The sequence below is a fragment of the Kitasatospora sp. NPDC002965 genome, from assembly GCF_040611255.1.
GTDB lineage: Bacteria > Actinomycetota > Actinomycetes > Streptomycetales > Streptomycetaceae > Kitasatospora.
Map to the genome: position 1 here is coordinate 40996 of NZ_JBEXNT010000009.1, position 21677 is coordinate 62672.

The 21677-nt window shown below is 74.3% G+C and carries 15 protein-coding genes and 1 pseudogene; 13 read left to right on the forward strand and 3 right to left on the reverse strand.

The features are described from left to right. The first annotated feature begins 41 nt into the window (after window positions 1-41). On the forward strand, window positions 42-1541 hold the full coding sequence (miaB, locus tag ABZY91_RS06295) for a tRNA (N6-isopentenyl adenosine(37)-C2)-methylthiotransferase MiaB (RefSeq protein ID WP_355400181.1): 1500 nt from the start codon (window positions 42-44) through the stop codon (window positions 1539-1541). A 77-nt stretch (window positions 1542-1618) separates the two neighbouring features. Continuing rightward, on the forward strand, window positions 1619-2317 hold the full coding sequence (locus ABZY91_RS06300; protein ID WP_329882569.1) for a class III extradiol dioxygenase subunit B-like domain-containing protein: 699 nt from the start codon (window positions 1619-1621) through the stop codon (window positions 2315-2317). 21 nt (window positions 2318-2338) lie between these two features. On the opposite strand, the gene ABZY91_RS06305 is transcribed toward ABZY91_RS06300, so the two are convergent. Then, a complete protein-coding gene (locus tag ABZY91_RS06305) occupies window positions 2339-2602 on the reverse strand; it encodes an antitoxin (protein WP_329882570.1) in 264 nt (87 codons plus the stop codon). 170 nt (window positions 2603-2772) lie between these two features. Between ABZY91_RS06305 and miaA the strand changes: the two genes are divergently transcribed. From miaA to hflX, 5 genes are all read left to right on the forward strand, one after another. Next, entirely contained in the window at window positions 2773-3750 is a 978-nt protein-coding gene (miaA, locus tag ABZY91_RS06310) for a tRNA (adenosine(37)-N6)-dimethylallyltransferase MiaA (protein WP_355400184.1), read from the forward strand. Between the two features lie 227 nt (window positions 3751-3977). Continuing rightward, on the forward strand, window positions 3978-4508 hold the full coding sequence (locus ABZY91_RS06315; RefSeq protein ID WP_329882572.1) for a hypothetical protein: 531 nt from the start codon (window positions 3978-3980) through the stop codon (window positions 4506-4508). 138 nt (window positions 4509-4646) lie between these two features. Then, window positions 4647-5555 carry a diaminopimelate epimerase gene (gene dapF, locus ABZY91_RS06320; RefSeq protein ID WP_355400186.1) on the forward strand — a complete coding sequence of 303 codons (909 nt, stop codon included), beginning with the start codon at window positions 4647-4649 and terminating at the stop codon, window positions 5553-5555. A 197-nt stretch (window positions 5556-5752) separates the two neighbouring features. Then, window positions 5753-8221, forward strand: a complete 2469-nt coding sequence (locus tag ABZY91_RS06325) for an HD domain-containing protein (protein WP_355400188.1) — start codon at window positions 5753-5755, stop codon at window positions 8219-8221. Between the two features lie 107 nt (window positions 8222-8328). Further along, on the forward strand, window positions 8329-9837 hold the full coding sequence (hflX, locus tag ABZY91_RS06330) for a GTPase HflX (RefSeq protein ID WP_355400190.1): 1509 nt from the start codon (window positions 8329-8331) through the stop codon (window positions 9835-9837). Window positions 9838-9909: 72 nt separating this feature from the next. Here hflX and ABZY91_RS06335 read toward each other — a convergent pair whose 3' ends face one another. Beyond that, window positions 9910-11088 (reverse strand): hypothetical protein, encoded by a 1179-nt coding sequence (locus ABZY91_RS06335; protein WP_355400194.1) that lies wholly within the window; start codon window positions 11086-11088, stop codon window positions 9910-9912. 470 nt (window positions 11089-11558) lie between these two features. On the opposite strand from ABZY91_RS06335, the gene ABZY91_RS06340 reads away from it, so the two are divergent. The 5 genes and pseudogenes from ABZY91_RS06340 (at window position 11559) to ABZY91_RS06360 (ending at window position 19625) form a co-directional block, all read left to right on the forward strand. After that, complete coding sequence (locus ABZY91_RS06340; RefSeq protein ID WP_355400278.1) at window positions 11559-13415, forward strand: IucA/IucC family protein; 1857 nt, start codon at window positions 11559-11561, stop codon at window positions 13413-13415. Further along, window positions 13412-13963: pseudogene (locus ABZY91_RS06345) on the forward strand (GNAT family N-acetyltransferase); the annotation flags it as partial. The gene ABZY91_RS06340 and the pseudogene ABZY91_RS06345, both read left to right, overlap by 4 nt. A gap of 177 nt (window positions 13964-14140) precedes the next feature. Continuing rightward, a complete protein-coding gene (locus tag ABZY91_RS06350; RefSeq protein ID WP_355400196.1) occupies window positions 14141-15595 on the forward strand; it encodes a SidA/IucD/PvdA family monooxygenase in 1455 nt (484 codons plus the stop codon). Next, entirely contained in the window at window positions 15573-17453 is a 1881-nt protein-coding gene (locus ABZY91_RS06355) for an IucA/IucC family siderophore biosynthesis protein (protein ID WP_355400198.1), read from the forward strand. The genes ABZY91_RS06350 and ABZY91_RS06355 overlap by 23 nt, the downstream gene beginning before the upstream one ends. 12 nt (window positions 17454-17465) lie before the next feature. Continuing rightward, complete coding sequence (locus ABZY91_RS06360; RefSeq protein ID WP_355400200.1) at window positions 17466-19625, forward strand: ATP-dependent DNA helicase; 2160 nt, start codon at window positions 17466-17468, stop codon at window positions 19623-19625. A 185-nt stretch (window positions 19626-19810) separates the two neighbouring features. Here ABZY91_RS06360 and lexA read toward each other — a convergent pair whose 3' ends face one another. Beyond that, window positions 19811-20473 carry a transcriptional repressor LexA gene (lexA, locus tag ABZY91_RS06365; RefSeq protein ID WP_224281048.1) on the reverse strand — a complete coding sequence of 221 codons (663 nt, stop codon included), beginning with the start codon at window positions 20471-20473 and terminating at the stop codon, window positions 19811-19813. Between the two features lie 565 nt (window positions 20474-21038). Here lexA and nrdR point away from each other — a divergent pair. Beyond that, the gene (nrdR, locus tag ABZY91_RS06370; protein ID WP_355400202.1) at window positions 21039-21536 is read left to right on the forward strand and encodes a transcriptional regulator NrdR; all 498 of its coding nucleotides are present in this window, start codon (window positions 21039-21041) and stop codon (window positions 21534-21536) included. Window positions 21537-21677 lie beyond the last annotated feature (141 nt).

Below are 21677 nucleotides of genomic sequence, written 5' to 3' on the forward strand. Positions count from 1 at the left end.
GGGAGGGGAAAGTCGTTCGCGGCTGCCCGTACCCTGGTCGGGTGAGCGGTGACAGCGGATCGAAGAGCTACAGGGTCGTCACGTACGGCTGCCAGATGAACGTCCATGACTCCGAGCGGCTCTCCGGGCTGCTCGAGGACGCCGGGTACGTGAAGGCCGGGCAGGAGGGCGACCCCGACCTGGTCGTCTTCAACACCTGCGCGGTCCGGGAGAACGCCGACAACAAGCTGTACGGCAACCTCGGGCAGCTGGCACCGGTCAAGACCCGTCACAAGGGCATGCAGATCGCCGTCGGCGGCTGCCTGGCCCAGAAGGACCGCGACACCATCGTCCGCAAGGCCCCCTGGGTCGACGTGGTCTTCGGCACCCACAACATCGGGCACCTGCCGGCGCTGCTGGAGCGGGCCGCGGTCGAGCGCAAGGCCCAGGTCGAGATCCTGGAGTCGCTGGAGACCTTCCCCTCCACCCTGCCCACCCGCCGCGAGTCCGCGTACGCCGCGTGGGTCGCGATCTCGGTCGGCTGCAACAACACCTGCACCTTCTGCATCGTCCCGGCGCTGCGCGGCAAGGAGGAGGACCGCCGCCCCGGCGACGTCCTCGCCGAGATCGAGGCGCTGGTCGACGAGGGCGTCATCGAGGTCACCCTGCTCGGCCAGAACGTCAACGCCTACGGCTCCGACCTGGGCGACCGCGAGGCGTTCTCCAAGCTGCTGCGCGCCGCCGGGCAGATCGAGGGCCTGGAGCGGATCCGCTTCACCTCGCCGCACCCGCGCGACTTCACCGACGACGTGATCGCCGCGATGGCCGAGACCCCGAACGTGATGCACCAGCTGCACATGCCGCTGCAGTCGGGCTCGGACACCGTGCTCAAGGCGATGCGCCGCTCGTACCGGCAGGAGCGCTTCCTGGGCATCATCCGCAAGGTGCGGGAGGCGATGCCGGACGCCGCCATCTCCACCGACATCATCGTGGGCTTCCCCGGCGAGACCGAGGAGGACTTCGAGCAGACCATGCACACGGTCCGCGAGGCCCGCTTCACCAACGCCTTCACCTTCCAGTACTCCAAGCGCCCCGGCACCCCGGCGGCCGACATGGCGGACCAGATCCCCAAGGCCGTCGTCCAGGCCCGCTACGACCGGCTGATCGCCCTCCAGGAGGAGATCTCCTGGGACGAGAACAAGAAGCAGGTCGGCCGCACCCTGGAGGTCCTGGTCGCCGAGGGCGAGGGCAAGAAGGACGACAAGACCGACCGGCTCTCCGGCCGCGCCCCCGACAACCGGCTGGTCCACTTCACCCGCCCCCCGGAGCCGGTCCGGCCCGGCGACATGGTCACGGTGGAGATCACCTACGCGGCCCCGCACCACCTGCTGGCCGAGGGGCCGGCCCTCGCGGTGCGCCGCACCCGGGCCGGGGACGCCTGGGAGAAGCGCCAGGCCCGGCCGGCCGCCAAGCCGGCCGGCGTGATGCTGGGCCTGCCGTCCGTCGGCGCCCCGGCGGCGCTGCCGCTCGCCGCCCCGGCGGGCGGCTGCTGCGGCGACTGAGCGAGCTCCGCGCGCGGCGGCCCGGCGGGATCACGGATCCGGCCGGGCCGCTCGCGTTGTTCGTTACAGTGATCCACATGCTGGTTGCCGCCGCCGTCTGCCCCTGCCCGCCGCTGCTCGTCCCGGAGGTCGCCGCCGGGGCGGCCGCCGAACTGGAGCCGCTCCGCGCGGCCTGCGACGAGGCGGTGGCGGCGGTGCTCGCCGCCGCTCCGGACCTGCTCGTGGTGGTCGGCACCGGCCCCGAGCCCGAGGTGTGGACCGAGGGCGGCGCCGGCTCCTTCCACCGGTACGGCGTGCCGCTGGTGGCCGCGCTGCCGGGCGGCCGGGCCGAGGGTCCGGAGCTGGCGCCCGCGCTGACCGTCGGCGCCTGGCTGCTGCAGCGGGCCGGGGTGACCGTGCCCACCCACGCCTGTGCGGTGCCCGCCGACGCGCCCGCCGACCGGATGCTCGGGCTGGGACAGGGGCTGGCCGGGCTGGCCGACCGGGTCGGGCTGCTGGTGATGGGGGACGGCAGCGCCTGCCGCTCGGTCAAGGCGCCCGGCTACCTGGACGAGCGCGCCGAGGGGTTCGACGCCGCGTCGGCGCGGGCCCTGGGGTCGGCGGACACCGCGGCGCTGGCCGCGCTGGACGCGGACCTGGCCGCCGAGCTGAAGGCCGAGGGACGGGCCCCCTGGCAGGTCCTGGCCGGCGCCGCGGAGGGCGCCGGCCTGACCGGGCGGCTGGGCTACCAGGACGCCCCGTACGGGGTGGGTTACCTGGTCGCGGCCTGGAGCTGACCCGCCGGGCGGGGGCGTCCGTCAGACGGTCGGCCCCGGGGTGCCGCCGGCGGGGGCGTCGGGGCCGGACGTCGGGGGCTTGTGGGCGAAGTCGTCCACCGCACCCTTGGCCTTGCTGGTGCCGTGCTCGATCTTCTCGGCGTACTTGCCCTTGGTGGCCTTGTCGATCGCGCCGCCGGCTTTGTCGACCGCCTGCTCGATCTGCGCGCTGTGCTTGCCGGCGAACTCGCCGGCCTTGTCCTTGAGCTCTCCGGCCTTGCCCTTGAGGTTGTCCATCAGACCCATGGCGCCTCACCCTTCCTCGTCCGTTTCCCTCACAACGTCCGTCGCGGGCGAACCGTTCGCAAGGACCCGGCGCGGCCGAAAACGGAGGTAATCGGTCATATGGTCGCCCGATCGGACGGGCCGGCCGGGGAGGGCCGTCGGCGGGTCGCCGTTTTTGGCAGACTTGACCGGTGAGCAGCTCCCCCACCGCCCCGCCCGTCCGCCCCGTCGAGCCCGGCCGGCCCCGCGTCGTCTCGGTCGTCGGCGCGACCGCCGCCGGCAAGTCCGACCTGGCCGTCGCCATCGCCCGCGCGCTCGGCGGCGAGGTGATCAACACCGACTCGATGCAGCTCTACCGGGGCATGGACATCGGCACCGCCAAACTCACGACGGACGAGCGCGGCGGGATCCCGCACCACCTGCTGGACATCTGGGACGTCACCGAGGCCGCCAGCGTCGCCGAGTACCAGCGGTCGGCCCGGGCCGTCATGGACCGGCTGCTCGCGGCCGGCCGCACCCCCGTCCTGGTCGGCGGCTCCGGGCTGTACGTCCGGGCGGCGATCGACGAGATGGAGTTCCCCGGCACCGACCCGGAGGTCCGCGCCCGGCTGGAGGCCGAACTGGCCGAAGCCGGCCCGTACGTGCTGCACCGGCGGCTGGCCGCACTGGACCCCGCCGCGGCCGAGGCGATCCTGACCGGCAACGGCCGGCGGATCGTCCGCGCGCTGGAGGTCATCGAGATCACCGGGCAGCCGTTCACCGCCAACCTGCCGACGAACACCGCCGTGTACGACGCCGTGCAGATCGGCGTCGCGGTGCCCCGGCCCGAGCTGGACGAGCGGATCACCCTGCGGGTGGACCGGATGTGGCAGGCCGGGCTGCTCGACGAGGTGCGGGAGCTGGAGAAGGTCGGCCTGCGGGAGGGGCGGACGGCCTCCCGGGCGCTCGGCTACCAGCAGGTGCTGGACCACTTCGCGGGGGAGTGCACCGAGGACGAGGCGCGCGCCGAGACCGTCCGGGCCACCAAGCGGTTCGCCCGGCGACAGGAGTCGTGGTTCCGCCGGGACGACCGGATCCACTGGCTCGCCCGCCCGGCCGGCACCGATCCGGTCGAGCTGCTCGGCCGCTCGCTGGAGCTGATCGACCGTCAGGAACCCGCCGTCCGATAGGCGGTTTCCGGCCACCCGGCGGTGCAGCTGCGCGCGCAGACGGCCGTGCAGGACGACCCGGCGGTCACGGCCGGATCACGTGATGGCCACGGATCACCCGTCTACCCCGGTCAGGCCCGGAACGCCCCCCTGGACATGCCATCATCGATGCCATAAGGGATCGGCCGGGCGGCCGATCGTGCCCGGCCGCGAGTTCGCACTCGTGTCGAACTGTCAGGGGAGGCCGCGTGTCGACGGGTACCGGCCCCGAAACCGGCCAGAGCGCCGGACAGCGGAGCGGCCGTGCCGCCACCGCGCAGGCCGACGGCCTCGACGCCTCGACGCTGCCCGATCTGCCGGTCCTGCCGGGCCTCGACGCACCCACCTCCTACGCGGTCGCCCTGCCGGCGCTGGACAGCGCCCCGGCCGGTGCCGTGCACGAGCGTGAGATCCGCCCGCGCCGCCGGCTCCGCTGGTGGCAGACCCTGCCGATCGCCCTGCTGGCCACCGCCGGTTCGCTGATGTTCGCCTTCCCGCTGGCGTTCGGCTCGGCAGGGGCCGGGTCGGCGATGATCGGGATGCTCGGCCTGCTGCTCACCGCGGCCTCGGTCGGCTGGGGTGCGATGGCCGCCCGGCACGCCGGCTACAAGTGGCCGGGTCTGCCGCGCCGCGGCACCGGCGAGCGGGCCGGGTGGAAGTCGATCGTGATCTACACGCTGATCGTGCTGGCCGCCTGCGCGCTGGCCCTGTGGCGAGTGGTCCGGCTCTCCGGTCGGTAGGGCCCGGGTGCGGCCGTCCGGTTCGTCCGCGCGGCCCGTCCGTCCCGTGCTGCCCCGCCCGGCCGTCCGCCCGGCCGACCCGTCCGCCCGGTGGAACCGGAGCGCGGCCGTCCGGCCCGGCTCGGTAGCATCGGGAGGGTGACCGCCTCCTCCGCTCAGCCCGTCGGCCTCCCCTTCCTCAAGGGGCACGGCACCCAGAACGACTTCGTCATCGTCCCCGACCCGGACGGCCGGCTGGACATCGGCCCGCGCGCCGTCGCCGCGCTCTGCGACCGCAGGGCGGGGATCGGCGGGGACGGGCTGCTGCGGGTGGTGCGCTCCGCCGCCGACCCGGCCGCGGCCGGCCTGGCCGACCGGGCCGAGTGGTTCATGGACTACCGCAACTCGGACGGCTCGATCGGCGAGATGTGCGGCAACGGGGTCCGGGTCTTCGCCCGCTACCTGGTCGAGGCCGGGCTGGCCGAGCCGGGCGAGCTGGCGGTGGCCACCCGGGCCGGGGTGCGGACGGTGCGGATCGCCGAGGACGCCGAGGACGGCACGCCCGGCGAGGTCACCGTGGACATGGGCCGCGCGGTGCTGCCCGGTCCGGACGGGATCGAGGTCGCCGTCGGCGAGCGGCGCTGGCCGGCCCTGAACGTGAACATGGGCAACCCGCACGCGGTGGCCTTCGTCGAGAGCCTGGACCACGCCGGCGACCTGCTGGCCGCGCCGGCGACGAGCCCCGAGGGGGTCTACCCGGAGGGCGTCAACGTCGAGTTCGTGGTGGACCGGGGCCCGCGCCACGTCGCCATGCGGGTGCACGAGCGCGGCTCCGGCGAGACCCGCTCCTGCGGCACCGGCGCCTGCGCCGTCGCGGTGGCCGCCGCCCGCCGGGACGGCGTCGACCCGGCGGTCACCGGCGAGGCCGTCACCTACACGGTGGACGTCCTGGGCGGCCGACTGATGATCACGGAGTACCCGGACGGCCGGGTGGAGAAGACCGGTCCGGCGGTGATCGTGGCCCGTGGCGAGCTGGAGCCGGGTCTGACGGCCGCACAGGAGGGGTGACACCCGCACGGCAGTGCGGAGCCGGTCGCGTCAGGCGGTGTGGTCGGCCGGTTTGCCCAATCCGTATGCGGCCGAATCCCCCCGTTCGGGTGATACCGATGACGGACGGGAAGCAGGGCATCGCGGAACGTGCTCTGCTCGGTAGCATGGACCACCGGGTCGGCCCAAGCTCCCGGTGACCGCTGCCGGAGGTGCCGATGACCATCGAAGCCGGGCAGCCCCTGGCGGGGCAGCCGACGACCGCACGGCAGGCCGGGCCCAGACGGCCCCTCGGAGGGCTGGGCCGGGCCGCCCTCGGCCGGGCCGGCCGGGCCGCGCTGCTGGCCACCGACCGTCCGCCGGTGCCGGACGCCCTCGAACCACTGGTCCAGGCGCACCGGCGGCACCACCCGCAGGCCGACCTCGGCCTGCTCGGGCGCGCCTACCGGCTGGCCGAGGCCAGTCACCGCGGGCAGAAGCGGAAGAGCGGCGAGCCCTACATCACCCACCCGCTCGCCGTCACCATGATCCTGGCCCAACTCGGCGCCGGGACGACCACGTTGGTCGCCTCGCTGCTCCACGACACCGTGGAGGACACCGAGTTGACGCTGGAGCAGGTGGGCGCCGGGTTCGGGCCCGAAGTCGCCTACCTGGTCGACGGGGTGACCAAACTGGAGAAGGTCGACTTCGGCGCCGCCGCCGAGGCCGAGACCTTCCGCAAGATGCTGGTCGCCACCGGGGACGACGTCCGGGTCATGGTGATCAAGCTGGCCGACCGGCTGCACAACATGCGCACCATCCGGCACATGAAGCCGGCCAGCCAGGTGCGGATCGCCAAGGTCACCCGGGACGTGCTGATCCCGCTGGCCGAACGCCTCGGGATCCAGGTGCTCAAGGCGGAGCTGGAGGACATCGTCTTCGCCACCCTGCACCCCGAGGAGCACACCCGCGCCCGCGCCCTGCTCACCCGCCACGAGGCGGGCCAGGACACCCTGTTGGAGCCGTTCGCCCGGGCCCTGGACCGCCAGCTCGCCGAGGCCGGGATCGCCGCCGAGGTCACCGTCCGCCCCCGGCACGGCGTCTCGCTGCACCGGGTCCTGCTCAAGCGGGCCGCCGCGCCCGGCCCGGACGGCAGGCCGCAGGGGCCGCAGCCGGCCGACTTCGGGCGCCTGCTGGTGGTGGTCGAGGAGAACGCCGACTGCTACGCCGTGCTCGGCGAGCTGCACACCTGCTGGACGCCGCTGCCCGGCGAGTTCAAGGACTTCGTGGCCGCCCCCAAGTTCAACCTCTACCAGTCCCTGCACACCGCGGTGGCGCTGGCCGGCGGCGAGGTCGTCGAGGTGCTGGTGCGCACCCGGCGGATGCACGAGGTCGCAGAGACCGGCGTGGTCGCGCTCGGCGACCCCGGACAGCCGGGCGGCGGCGACCAGGGCGGCGACGAACTGGACCGCACCGACCCGGCCCGGCCCGGCTGGCTCTCCCGACTGCTGGAGTGGCAGCAGGAGACCCCGGACCCGGACGCCTTCTGGTCCGCGCTCACCGCCGACCTGGCCGGGGACCGCGAGATCACCGTCGTCACCGAGCACGGCGAAACGCTTCAGCTGAGGGCCGGAGCCAGCTGCGTGGACGCCGCGTACCTGCTCGGCGAGGAGACCGGCCACCGCTGCATCGGGGCCCGGGTGAACGGCCGGCTCACCGCGCTCTCCACCGTCCTGCGGGACGGCGACCGGGTGGCCATCCTCACCGACGAGCCCGCGGCGCCCGCCGGGTCCGCGCCGCCCGACGGCGCCGGGACGCCCGGCCGGGAGGACGGCGCTCCGTCCGGGCCCGGCCGCCACCGCGCCGAACCGTCCGGCCCGGCGCCCGAGTGGCTGGCGCACGTCCGGACCCCGGCGGCCCGGCTGGCCATCGAACGCTGGCTGGCCGACCACCCGCCGCGCCGTCCGGTGGTCCGCACCGGCCCCTCGGCCGGGCAGCCGGCGCCGCCCGCGCACCGCGCCGCCCCCGACCGGCCGGCCGCCCCGGTCACCGTGGCCGGCCGCCCCGGTGCTCCGGTCCGGCTGGCGCGCTGCTGCACCCCCGTACCGCCCGACGCGATCGCGGGCTACCCGATCCGGGGCGGCGCGGTCGCCGTGCACCGGGCCGGCTGTCCGGCGGGGGAGCGGATGCGGGCCGACGGCCGCGGTGCGCTGGAGGTCGACTGGCGGCCGGGCGCGCCGCCCGCGGGTTACCGGGCCACCCTGCGCGCCGAGGCGCTGAACCGGCCCCGCCTGCTCGCCGACCTCACCGCGGCGATCTCGGAGGAGGGGGTCGGGATCGTCTCCGCCGAGGTCGAGCCGCCGCAGGAACTCCGGGTCCGGCACACCTACACCGTCGAGCTGCCCGACCCGGCCTCGCTCGCCGCCGTGCTCCGGGCCATGCTGAAGGTCTCCGGCGTGTACGACGTCAGCCGTCCGCACGCCCCGGCGGGCGGCGGCGGAGGGCGGACCCCGGCGGGCGGGGCGGCGGGGGAGGCCGTGCGGGAGGCGGCGGGGGACGGGCCGGCGGACTCGCCGGGCGACGCGCCGCCGGAAAATGGGGATGACCGGTCCGCACCGGGCGTGCGAACATCATGGGGAATTCACGGCCGGACCGCGGCGTTCACCGGGCAGAGGAGTCTCAGCCGGTCCCTCGGTCCCGAGGGGTAGCTCACACCTCGCCCGAGTGGTAGACGGGGCGGCAGCTGGGCAGACTCCGGGCACGACCGTCCGTACGGTCGCGCACAGGCCACCCGTACCAGCAGCCTAAGGACAGAATGACCTCCACGTTCGACACCCGCGACCACGCCGACGCCCCGCGCCGCACGGACGGTCTGCGGGCGGAAGCCCTCATGGACGAGGACCTCGCGGCCATCGACGAGGACCTCGGCCACCACTACGACGGCGACCAGTACGACCGCAGCGAGCGTGCCGCGCTGCGCCGCGTCGCCGGCCTCTCCACCGAACTCCAGGACGTCACCGAGGTCGAGTACCGACAGCTCCGCCTCGAGCGCGTGGTGCTCGTCGGTGTCTGGACCGACGGAACCGTCGAGGAGGCGGAGAACTCGCTCGCCGAGCTCGCCGCCCTCGCCGAGACGGCCGGCTCCGAGGTGCTGGACGGCGTCATCCAGCGCCGCGACAAGCCCGACGCCGCCACCTACATCGGCTCCGGCAAGGCCAAGGAACTGCGCGACATCGTCGCGGCGACCGGGGCCGACACCGTCGTCTGCGACGGTGAGCTCACCCCCGGCCAGCTGATCCACCTGGAAGACGTGGTCAAGGTCAAGGTCGTCGACCGGACGGCCCTGATCCTCGACATCTTCGCCCAGCACGCCAAGTCCCGCGAGGGCAAGGCGCAGGTCTCGCTCGCGCAGATGCAGTACATGCTTCCGCGCCTGCGCGGCTGGGGTCAGTCGCTCTCCCGGCAGATGGGTGGTGGCGGCGCCGGCTCGTCCGGCGGCGGCATGGCCACCCGTGGTCCCGGTGAGACGAAGATCGAGACCGACCGTCGTCGGATCCGCGAGAAGATGGCGAAGCTCCGCAGGGAGATCGCCGACATGAAGAAGGGCCGCGACACCAAGCGGCAGGAGCGCCGGCGCCACCAGGTGCCGTCGGTCGCCATCGCCGGCTACACCAACGCCGGCAAGTCCTCCCTGCTCAACCGGCTCACCGGTGCGGGCGTGCTGGTGGAGAACTCCCTGTTCGCCACCCTCGACCCGACCGTGCGCCGGGCGCAGACGCCGAGCGGCCGGGTCTACACCCTGGCCGACACCGTCGGCTTCGTGCGGCACCTGCCGCACCACCTGGTCGAGGCGTTCCGCTCCACCATGGAGGAGGTCGCCGACGCCGACCTCATCCTGCACGTGGTGGACGGCTCGCACCCCGAGCCGGAGACCCAGCTGGCCGCCGTCCGCGAGGTGGTCGTCTCGGTCGACGCGCAGAACGTGCCCGAGATCGTGGTGATCAACAAGGCCGACGCCGCCGACCCGCTGGTGCTCCAGCGGCTGCTGCGCCGCGAGCCGCACGCCATCGTGGTGTCGGCCCGCACCGGCCAGGGCATGGAGGAGCTGCTCAAGCTCATCGACGACGAGCTGCCGCGCCCGGCCGTCGAGGTGCACGCCCTCGTCCCGTACACCCAGGGCGGCCTGGTCTCCCGGGTGCACGCCGAGGGCGAGCTGATCGCCACCGAGCACACCGCGGACGGCACGCTGCTGCACGCCAAGGTGCCGGCCGAGCTGGCCGCCGAGCTGGAGCGCTACACCGTGGCGCTGACGCCGCAGGGCTGATCCGGTACGACGACGGGCCCCGGTCCGCCCTCCCGAGGGAGGGCGGACCGGGGCCCGTCGGCGTACGGCCGGCTACTTCTTCCTGGAGATCCAGTCCAGCGCCTGCTTGGCGACCGTCTCCAGGTACGGCCCGCTCAGCGAGGTGTGGTCCTGGGTGCCGATCGAGGTGTTGGAGACCAGGGCGGTCCGGCCGTCCGGCATCGGCGCGAACCAGCCGCCGCCGCTGGAGCCCTGGGTCATGTTGCAGCCGATGGTGAGCATCGACGGGCGCTTCGGGTCGAAGGAGAGCCGGGTCGGCTTCCCGCCCTCGCACTTGTAGAGCTCCTGGCCGTCGAACGGCTTGAAGAGCGGGTAGCCGACGGCCGAGACGGCGACCTTGTCGCGCGGGGCGTCGAACCAGACCGGGACGGCCGAGCCGACCGTCTCCTCCAGCGACTTGCCGGTGTCGTTCTGGTTGCTCACCCGCATGATCGCGAAGTCGTACTGGCTGGCCGCGTCGCCGGTGCCGCCGCCCTCCACCAGCCACTGCGGCGAGGTCACCACGTCCTTCGCCCACCAGGTGCCGAGCGGTGCGAGCTCGGCCAGCGGGGCCTTCTTGCCGCCGCTGGAGGCGCCGGAGTTGTTGTAGGCCGGCACGAAGACCAGGTCCTTGAAGTAGTTGCCGCCCTTGCCCGGGTGGACGCAGTGGCCGGCCGTCCAGACCAGGTTGCTCTTGCCCGGGTGCGCCGGGTCGGCGATCACGGTGGCCGAGCAGTTGCCGCGACCGCCGTCGGCGGAGAAGAAGATCTTCCCGGAGGGCTGCTTGGTGTACGGGCGCGGCACCGGCACGGCCTTGACCACCGGCGGCTCGGGGTCGGTGACCCCGGCGTCGCCGGCCGGCTTGGCGGTGGGCGGCGCCGGGTCGGCCGGCTTGGAGTCGCCCATCTTGTCCGGGTTCCAGAAGTCCTTCACGATCGGGTTGTTGAAGACGTTCTTGGACGCCCACTTGTCCCAGTCGTCGAAGGTCCACTTCGTCAGGTCGTCCCAGCTCTTCGGCAGGCCCTCCAGCAGGCCGGTCGGGAGACCCGTCGGGAGCGTGATGCCGCCGATCGCGCCGCTGCCGCCCCCCGTGGCGGTGGCACTGCCCGTGGCGGGCGGCGGCGCGGCGGTACCCCCGCCGCCGGAGGGCCCGTCCGGGCCGCAGGCGGTGACGGCGAGCAGGGTCCCCGCGGCGAGGGCCGCGGCCACGGCTGACCGGTGGATCACTGGCATGGTGTGCTTCCCCCTGGTAGTTCGGCGTACGGGCGGCGCACCGCCGCCTCGGAGTCTTTCACTGGGCATCAGGACGGCACCGGCCGACCCCCGGGTTCCGGGCGCGGCCGGCGGTCACCGATCTGTGACGTGGACCGGGCGGCCTCGGTGGGGTGGCCCCGCCCGGCTCGTCGGTACGAAGGGCCCTCCCTCCCCCTGAGTGGTGAACAACGGCCGTTCTTCACCCGGACGAGTGAGCCGTTCTTGTGATCACCCGTCAGGGATAGGTAACCCTTACCTGACGCGACGGTGCGAGCGCCCGCCAGTTCCTCTCCACCCCACGCGCGTCGGCATCCCACGCGCCCCAAGGAGCAGCATTGAGCACCGCCCTCACCGGAGCACCGCCCGACGTCCCGTCCGCCACGGCCCCGCCCCTCCCGGTCGCCGTTCCGGCGCCCGCCGCCGCGCCGGTGCCCGCCCCGGCCGCCGCCGTGCCGGCGGTCTCCGTCCCGGTGCCCGCCCCGGCGGTCGAGGGCCGGGCGGACCGGCTGCTCCACCCGGATCCGGCCGTCGCCGCCGAACAGGCGGCCCTGGAGGCCCTGCTGCGTTGCTGGGCCCGCGAGACCGGCGCCACCCCCGGCCCGGACGGGCACCTGCGGATCGCCGTCCTCGGCGGCGCCGCCCGGCTCTCCGCCCCCGTCCGCCACTGGTCGCCGGCCGGCTGGCACCGCTTCGGTCCGGCCACCCTCGCCGCGGGCCCCGGCACCGCCGACGCCCCCGTGGACGCCGTCACCGCCGCCGCCCTGCTCGCCGCGGCGGCAGCCGACCGGCCCGACCCCGGACAGATCGCCGACCTCGCCGCCCGGGTCGCCGACTCGGTGGTCCGCACCGCCGACATCCTCACCCACCACCGGACCACCCCCGCCCCGCCCGCCGGCGGGCCGGAGGGCTCCCGGTTCCTCGCCGCCGAACAGTCCCTCCTGCTCGGCCACCCGATGCACCCCACCCCGAAGAGCCGGGACGGCCTCGGCCCCGCCCAGAGCGCCGCCTACTCGCCGGAACTGCACGGCTCCTTCCAGGTGCACTGGTACGCCGTCGACCGGGAACTCCTCGCGGCCGGCTCGGCCCTCCCCGAGAGCGTCGACCGGATCACCGCCCGGCTCCTCGGCGACCCCGCCCTGTTGCCGCCCGGCACCGCGGCCCTGCCGCTGCACCCCTGGCAGGCCCGCGAACTGGCACACCGCCCGGCCGTCGCCGCCCTGCTCGCCGAAGGCCGGCTGCACGACCTCGGCCCGGTCGGCGCGGCCTGGTACCCCACCTCCTCGGTCCGCACCGTCTACCGGCCCGGCACCCCCTGGATGCTGAAGCTCTCGCTCGGCCTGCGGATCACCAACTCCCGCCGGGAGAACCTCCGCAAGGAGCTCCACCGCGGCCTGGAGATGCACCGGCTGCTGGAGAGCGGCCTCGGCGCCGAATGGCGGGCCGCCCACCCCGGCTTCGACGTGGTCCGCGACCCCGCGTGGATCGGCGTCGACCACCCGGGCCTGGGCGATCCGGGCGGCCTGGACACCGTGCTCCGCGCCCAGCCCTTCGCGCCCGCCGACCGCGCCTACTGCGTGGCCGGGCTGGTCGCCGAGCGGCCGGACGGCACCGCCGCCACGGGGATCGAGGGGATCGAGGGGATCGCGGGCGCTGCGGCGTCCGCGGCCGCCGGGGGCGCCGCCGGGACCGTGCCGTCCCGCCTCGGCGACACCCTGCGCGCCCTCGCCGCCCGCACCGGCCGCCCGCTGCGTACCGTCGCCGCCGAATGGTTCCTGCGCTACCTGGACGCCGTCGTGCTGCCCGTCCTCTGGCTGGACGGACAGGCCGGCATCGCGCTGGAGGCGCACCAGCAGAACAGCCTCGTCCTGCTCGACGCCGACGGCTGGCCGCGCGGCGGCCGCTACCGCGACAACCAGGGCTACTACTACCGGCGGAGCGCCGCCGACCGGCTCACCGCCCGGCTGCCCGGCCTCGGCGCGCAGAGCGACACCTTCCTCGACGACCAGGTGATCGACCACCACTTCGCCTACTACCTGGGCATCAACCACGTCCTCGGCCTGATCGGTGCCCTCGGCTCCCAGCAACTCGCCGACGAGGCCCTGCTGCTGGCCGCGCTGCGCCGGTTCCTCGCCGGACCGGCCGCCCGCGCCACCGGCTCCACGCTGCCCGCGCTGCTGCTGGACGCCCCCACCCTGCCCTGCAAGGCCAACCTGCTCACCCGGCTCAACGGCATGGACGAACTGGTCGGCCCGGTCGCCACCCAGTCCGTCTACGTCGACATCCCCAACCCGGTGGCCGGCGCGTGACGACGCCCGACGACCCGTCCGGCTGGGGTGCCATGCCCACCCCCGCCGGCGAGTTCCGGCTCCGCCCGGTCCGGCTCCCCGCCGACCTCGCGCTGCTCGTCCGCTGGATGAACGACCCCGAGGTCGACGCCTTCTGGGAGCTCGCCGGCCCGCAGGCGGGCACCGAACGGCACGTCCGGGCCCAGCTCGACGGCGACGGGCGCAGCGTGCCCTGCCTCGGCCTGCTCGACGACGCCCCGATGAGTTACTGGGAGGTCTACCGGGCCGACCTCGACCCGCTCGCCGCGCACTACCCCGCCCGGCCGCACGACACCGGCCTCCACCTGCTGCTCGGCCCGGCGGCCAGCCGCGGCCGGGGCCTCGGCGCCACCCTGCTGGCCGCACTGGCCGCCCGTGTCCTGCGGGAACGTCCGCGGTGCGATCGGGTGGTAGCCGAACCCGACGTCCGCAACCGGCGCTCGGTCCGGACCTTCGAACGGGCCGGGTTCCGGCTCGCCGCCGAACTCGACCTGCCCGGCAAACGCGCCGCGCTGATGGTCCGCGACCGGCTCCCGGATCCCACCCTCCGCCTCCCGGACCCCGTCACGTCCCACGGCCCGGACCTCGTCACGTCCCACGGCCCGCACCCCGTCACCTCCGGCGGCCCGGACGCCGCGGCGTCCCGCCCCGCGCCCGGACCCGCACCCCGTCAACCCACGCATCCCGCCTAGGACACCTCCCGACTCATGGACACCCCAGCAGCCCCGCCCGAGCCGTACGACCTGCTCGGCGTCGGCATCGGCCCGTTCAACCTCTCGCTCGCCGCGCTCGCCGAACCCGTGCCCGGCCTGCGCACCCTCTTCTGCGACCAGCGACCGGAGTTCCGCTGGCACCCCGGCATGCTGGTCGACGGTGCGCGGATGCAGGTGCCGTTCCTCGCCGACCTGGTCTCGCTGGCCGACCCGACCAACCCCTGGTCCTTCCTGAACTACCTGCGCGAACAGGACCGGCTCTTCCCGTTCTACTTCACCGAACGCTTCCAGCTCACCCGCCGCGAGTACGACCACTACTGCCGCTGGGCCGCCGGCCGGCTCGCCAACTGCCGCTTCGCCACCGAGGTCACCGCCCTGCACTGGGCAGGCGACCGGTACCGCGCCGAACTGCGGGAGACCGCCACCGGCCGGTCGACCACGGTCGAGGCGTACCACCTCGTGCTCGGCGTCGGCACCCGGCCGGTCCGCCCCGAGGCCTTCGCCGCGCTCGACGGCCACCCCGGAGCCTTCCACTCCGCCGACTACCTCGACCGGCGCGACGGGCTGTCCGGGGCCCGGGACATCACCGTGGTCGGCAGCGGCCAGTCCGGTGCCGAGGTCTTCCTCGACCTGCTGCGCCGCCACGACGGCGACGGGGTCCGGCTGCGCTGGCTCACCCGCACCCGGGCGCTCGCGCCGATGGAGTACTCCAAGCTCGGCCTGGAACACTTCACCCCCGACTACACGCGGTACTTCCACGGCCTGCCCGCAGCCGTGCGGGGCGCCCTGGTCGAGGCGCAGTGGCAGCTGCACAAGGCCGCCTCCGCCGAGACCCTCGCCGAGATCCACGATCACCTGTACGAGCGGACCGTGGGCCGGCCGATCGACGCCGCCCCGGTCGACATCACCCCCGGCACCGCCGTCACCGACGCCCGGCCCGGTCCCTGCGGGGGACTCGAACTCCGCTGCCGGCACACCGACTCCGGCGCCGAGCACGTCCTGCGGACCGACGCGGTGGTGCTCGCCACCGGCTACCGCGCCGCCCGCCCCGCCGCCCTCGAACCCCTCTCCCACCTGATCGACTGGGACGAGGACGGCCGCTACCGGGTCGACCTCTCCCACCGGGTGGCCACCCTCCCCGAGGTGACCGGCGGCCTCTACGTGCAGAACGCCGAACTGCACACCCACGGCGTCGGCACCCCCGACCTCGGGCTCGGCGCCCACCGGGCCGCGGTGATCCTCAACGCCGTGACCGGCCGGACCGTCCACCGGTTGCCCGCCCGCACCGCCTGGACCGGCTTCGCGCCTCCCGCCGGAGCCCGGCGCCCTCCCGCCGTTGACCCCCGCACCGGTGACCCCCGCACCGGCGCCGACCGCGCCCCCGCCGACCACGTCCCCGCCGTCCCCCGACCCCAGGAGCCGACCCGTGCCGCAACCGCCGGCCGCTGAACCGCCGCTGTACCTGCCCCCGCAGCTCACCGCCGGGCACTGGCAGCGGGCCGGCCGCGCGCTGCTGGCCAAGATGCTCGGCGAGTTCGCCTACGAGGAGCTCATCACCCCCGTCGAGACCGGAACCCCGGTCCCGACGGGAGACCGCGCCGGGACGGGGGACCGCGCCGGGACCGGCGCCGGCCGCGACCACCTGCTCAAGCTGCCCGAGGCCGAGTACCGCTTCACCGCCCGGCGCGGCGCCTACGGGAGCTGGCTCGTCGACCCCGCCTCCGTCCGCTGCACCCGGCCCGACGGCCTCGACCCGCTGCGCTTCCTGCCCTACGCCCGGCACGTCCTCGGCCTGCGCGGCGACACCACCGGCCACCTGATCCGTGAACTCACCGCCACCCTGATCGCCGACGCCCACCTCCTCGCCACCGGCCTCACCGCCGCCGAACTCGCGGACCTCGGGCACACCGACCTGGAGGGCCGGCAGGGCGGCCACCCGTGGATCGTCCCGAACAAGGGCCGGATCGGCTTCTCCGCCACCGACGCCGCCCGCTGGGCCCCGGAGGCCCGCACCCCCCGGCCACTGCCCTGGATCGCCGTCCACCGCAGGCTCGCCGAGTACCGCGGCGTCCCCGGCCTGACCGACCCCGAGCAGCTCTACCGGCGCGAGCTGGACGACCCCGCCGCGCTGCGCGCCGCGCTGGGCCCCGACGCCGACGACTACCTGTTGCTGCCGGTCCACCCCTGGCAGTGGGACGAGACCGTCGTCCCGCTCTTCGCCCCCTGGATCGCCTCCGGCGAGATCGTCCCGCTCGCCAGCGACGGCGACCTGCGGCTGCCCCAGCAGTCGATCCGCTCCTTCTTCAACCGGAGCCGTCCCGACCGCTGCACCGTCAAGCTGCCGCTCGCCGTCCTCAACACCCTGGTCTGGCGCGGCCTGCCGACCGAGCGGACCCTGGCCGCGCCCGCCGTCACCGCCTGGATCCACGGACTGCGCGACGCGGACCCGTTCCTGCGCGAGGAGTGCCGGGTGGTGCTCCTCGGCGAGATCGCCTCCGTCACGGTCGACCACCCGCTCTACCGCGAGCTGCCGGAGGCGCCGTACCAGTACAAGGAACTGCTCGGCGCGATCTGGCGCGAACCGCTCGGCCCCGCCCTGGACCCGGGCGAGCACGGCCGCACCCTGGCGGCCCTGCTGCAGACCGGCACCGACGGCCGGGCGCTCGTCGCGGAACTGGTCGCCCGCTCCGGGCTCACCCCCGCCGAGTGGACCGGCCGGCTGTTCGCCGCGATGCTGCCGCCCCTGCTGCACTTCCTCTACCGGTACGGGCTGGTCTTCTCCCCGCACGGCGAGAACGCCATCGTCGTCTTCGACGAGCACGACGTGCCGGCCCGGCTGGCGGTCAAGGACTTCGTCGACGACGTCAACCTGAGCGACCAGGACCTGCCCGAACTCCGGGGCCTGCCCGCCGAGGTGGACTCCGTACTGCTGCGCGAGGACCCTCCAGGCCTCTGCCAGTTCCTGCACTCCGGGCTCTTCATCGGCGTCTACCGGTACCTGGCGCCGCTGCTGGAGGCGCAGGCCGGACTGCCCGAGGCGGAGTTCTGGGCGCTGCTGCGCGCCGAGGTCCTCCGGTACCAGGAGCGCTTCCCCGACCTGGCGGAGCGGTTCGCGCTCTTCGACCTGTTCCTGCCGCGGATCGACCGCCTCTGTCTGAACCGCAACCGGCTGTTGCTGGACGGCTACGGAGACCGCCCGCACCGCCCGCACGCGGCCCGGCACGGCACCGTCCCGAACGCGCTCGCGGAAGGGGGAACGGTGCAGCTGCCCGGCCGACGGGGCCGGATTGTCACCCCCGCCCCGTAGGCTGGGACGGTCATGACGAACGACTCCGAATCCCAGGTCCCCGCCGAGGACGCCGCCGACGGCGTCGACTCCGCGGACACCCCGGACGCCCCGGTCGAGGCCGTCCCCCGGTCCCGCATCCCCGAGCTGCTGCACGCCGCGGTGGCCTCCGTCGGCGGCGTCGAGCGCCCCGGCCAGCTCCGGATGGCCGAGGCCGTGGCCGACGCCGTCGACAACGGCGAACACCTGCTGGTCCAGGCCGGCACCGGCACCGGCAAGTCCCTCGCCTACCTGGTGCCGGCGCTCGCCCACGGGGACCGCGTGGTGGTCGCCACCGCCACGCTGGCGCTCCAGCGCCAGCTGGTCGAACGGGACTTGCCGCGCACCGTGGAGGCCCTGCACCCGGTGCTGCGCCGCCGCCCGCTGTTCGCGATGCTCAAGGGCCGCTCCAACTACCTCTGCCTCCACCGGGCCAACGAGGGCACCCCGGGCGACGAGGGCGAGGGCCTCTTCGACCCGGTGGAGGCCCTGGGCGGCCCCACCGGCAAGCTCGGCCAGGAGGTGCTCCGGCTGCGCGACTGGGCCGACGAGACGGAGACCGGCGACCGGGACGACATGAGCCCCGGCGTCTCCGACAAGGCCTGGGCCCAGCTCGCGGTCACCTCCAAGGAGTGCCTGGGCGCCACCCGCTGCGCGTACGGGCAGGAGTGCTTCGCCGAGAAGGCCCGCGAGCGGGCCAAACTCGCGGACGTGGTGGTCACCAACCACGCGATGCTGGCGATCGACGCCATCGAGGGTGCGCCGGTGCTGCCCGAGCACGAGCTGCTGATCGTCGACGAGGCCCACGAACTGGTCAACCGGGTCACCGGCGCGGCCACCGCCGAGCTCACCGTCGGCGCGGTGAACCGCGCGGTCAAGCGGGCCGCCCGGCTGGCCAACGAGAAGGCGGTGGACGCGCTCCAGGCCGCGGCCGAGAACTACCACGGCCTGATGGAGACCGCCCAGCCCGGTCGGGTCGAGGAACTGCCCGAGTACCTGGCGTACGCGGTCACCGCGATCCGGGACGCCTCCCGGCAGGTGATCACCTCGCTCGGCGAGACCAGGGACAAGGCGCTCACCGACGAGGACGCCGTCCGCAAGCAGGCGATGGCCGCCGCCGAGACGCTGCACGAAACCGCCGACCGGCTGCTCCGGGACTCCGAGTACGACGTGGTCTGGATCGAGCGCAGCGACCGTTTCGGCCTGGGCACCGCCTCGCTGCGGGTCGCCCCGCTGAGCGTCTCCGGACTGCTGCGCGAGGGCCTGTACAAGGAGCGGTCGGTGGTGCTCACCTCGGCCACGCTCAAGCTCGGCGGGGACTTCAACGGCGTCGCCGCGTCGGTCGGCCTGCCGTCCGACGCGCGGCTGCCGGACGCGCGCACGCCGGGCGACAACCCCGGTGCGGCCGGCTCCGGCGCTGCTTCAGGTTCCGGCTCCGAGGACGAGCCGGTGCCGCACTGGCGGGGCATCGACGTCGGCTCGCCGTTCAAGTACCCCAAGCAGGGCATCCTGTACGTCGCCCGGCACCTGGCCGACCCGGGGCGGGACCCGGAACGGCCCGACATGCTGGACGAGCTGACCGAGCTGATCGGCGCTGCGGGCGGGCGGACGCTGGGCCTCTTCTCCTCGATGCGCGGCGCCCAGACGGCCGCCGAGGCGCTGCGGGAGCGGCTCGACAACCGGATCCTGCTCCAGGGGGAGAACACCCTGGGCGAGCTGATCCGCGAGTTCGCCTCGGACGCGACCACCTGCCTGTTCGGCACGCTCTCGCTCTGGCAGGGCGTGGACGTGCCCGGTTCGGCCTGCCAGCTGGTGGTGATGGACCGGATCCCGTTCCCGCGCCCGGACGACCCGCTGATGAGCGCGCGCCAGAAGGACGTCGAACAGCGGGGCGGGAACGGCTTCATGGCCGTCGCGGCCACCCACGCGGCGCTGCTGATGGCGCAGGGCGCGGGCCGGCTGGTGCGCGCTGCGGAGGACCGGGGCGTGGTGGCGGTCCTCGACCCGCGGGTGGAGACCAAGCGGTACGGCAGCTTCTTCCGGTCCTCGATGCCGGAGTTCTGGTACACCACCGACCGCAACCAGGTGCGCCGCTCGCTGGCGGCGATCGATGCCGCTGCGGCCCCGATCAGGCCGGTGGCCGAGCGGGGCTGAGGAGGTCCGCGAAGGGCTGCTCCCGGGGCGCGCCCGTTCCGGGGCGGGGCCCGCGGCTCCCCCGGGGACGACGGAGGGGCTCCGCGCGGTGTCGCGTGGAGCCCCTTCCCGTAGGCCGTTCCCCCGTCGGTTCGTTGATGCGCCGGCGCGCCGGTCCTTTCGGTCCCGTCGCTCCCGGCCGGTGGTCAGAGTCGGCGGAGGACCGCCACGACCTTGCCCAGGATGGTCGCGTTGTCGCCGTTGATCGGCTCGTACGCGGGGTTGTGCGGCATCAGCCAGATCCGGCCGTCCTCACGCTTGAGACGCTTGACGGTGGCCTCGCCGTCGATCATCGCGGCCACGATGTCGCCGTTCTCGGCGACCGGCTGGCGGCGGACCGTGACCCAGTCGCCGTCGCAGATGGCCGCCTCGATCATCGAGTCGCCGCGCACGGTCAGCGCGAACAGCTCGCCCTCGCCGACCAGCTGGCGCGGCAGCGGGAAGACGTCCTCGACCGTCTGCTCGGCCAGGATCGGCCCGCCGGCGGCGATCCGACCGACCAGCGGGACGTACGAGGTGGACGGCCGGCCGGCCGTCTCGGCGGTGTTCGGGCGGGCCACCTCCACGCCGCGGACCTCGTAGGCGCGCGGGCGGTGCGGGTCGCGCCGGAGGAATCCCTTGCGCTCCAGCGCCATCAGCTGGTGGGCGACCGAGGAGGTGCTGGACAGGCCGACGGCCTGACCGATCTCCCGCATCGACGGCGGGTAGCCCCGGCGCTGGACCGAGTCCCGGATGACCTCGATCACCCGGCGTTGGCGTTCGGTGAGTCCCGCCTCGTCGGTGCGGATCCCGGGAGGTCGGCCGGGCATCGAACGGGTCGGCGCCGGGTGGGCGTCGTCCAGCGCGGGGGAGTGTTCGACCGGCTGGTCCGGAACGCGGCCCACGCCGGAAAGGCCCGGGCCGGAGAGGCGGTGTTCTTCGCTACGGTCCATGCTGATGTCCACACTCTGCTGATTCGTGGTGCGCTGCCCCACCTTGAGCTGGGAGTGTTCCTGCACCGGGATGGTGTTGGTTTCGACGGTGTTCATGGCTGCCCCTCTCGACGGCTGTCCTCTCCCTTTTTCCAGCCCAACGCACCTCGTATCGAAAGGTTGCGCCAAACACACGTTCGAGTGAATTATTCGGGAGTTGGCTGACTCGATCAAGGCTTTGTTGTACATCGATTAAATGTTCGAGCCGAAGTCGGCTCAGGCAGTTTAGTCCGGGCCGACACGCCAGCGCCTCTGGATCCGCCTCAGACCTACATGTAGTGGCTACAGTCCTCTCCGTGACCCAGAACTTGTGGTTGAGACCTCAGGATCGGGTTGCCTCGGGTGCCCCGGGATCGCATAGACTCGACTCAGTCCGCACGTCCTGCCAAGGAGGGATCCTCAGGTGCACTGCCCCTTCTGCCGGCACTCCGACAGCCGTGTCGTCGACAGCCGGACCACCGAGGACGGCAGCTGTATCCGCCGCCGTAGGCAGTGCCCGGACTGCGGCCGCCGTTTCACCACGGTGGAGACCGCCGCCCTGATGGTCATCAAGCGCAGCGGTGTCACCGAGCCGTTCTCCCGGGAGAAGGTCATCTCCGGAGTCCGCAAGGCCTGCCAGGGCCGCCCGGTCACCGAGGACGCCCTCGCCCAGCTCGGCCAGCGGGTCGAGGAGTGCGTGCGCGCCACCGGCAACGCCGAACTCACCACCCATGACGTCGGGCTTGCCATACTCGGCCCGCTCAAGGAGCTCGACGTCGTCGCCTACCTGCGCTTCGCCAGCGTCTACCAGGCGTACGACGGGCTCGAAGACTTCGAGGCCGCCATCGCGGAACTCCGCGCCGAGCAGCCCGCCCCCGAGGCGGACGGCACCTGCGTGCCCGTCCCCGCCGCCGCGCCCTAGCGGCCCGGCCCCATCACCGGCCCCTTCCGGGGTCGGCAGCAACCCGACGGCCCCCCGGGGCCGACGTGTGCCCGAAAACGGCGCACAGACCATGACAAAACGTGCACGGCCAGTCGGGGGACCCGTCTGTCCGCGCATCGG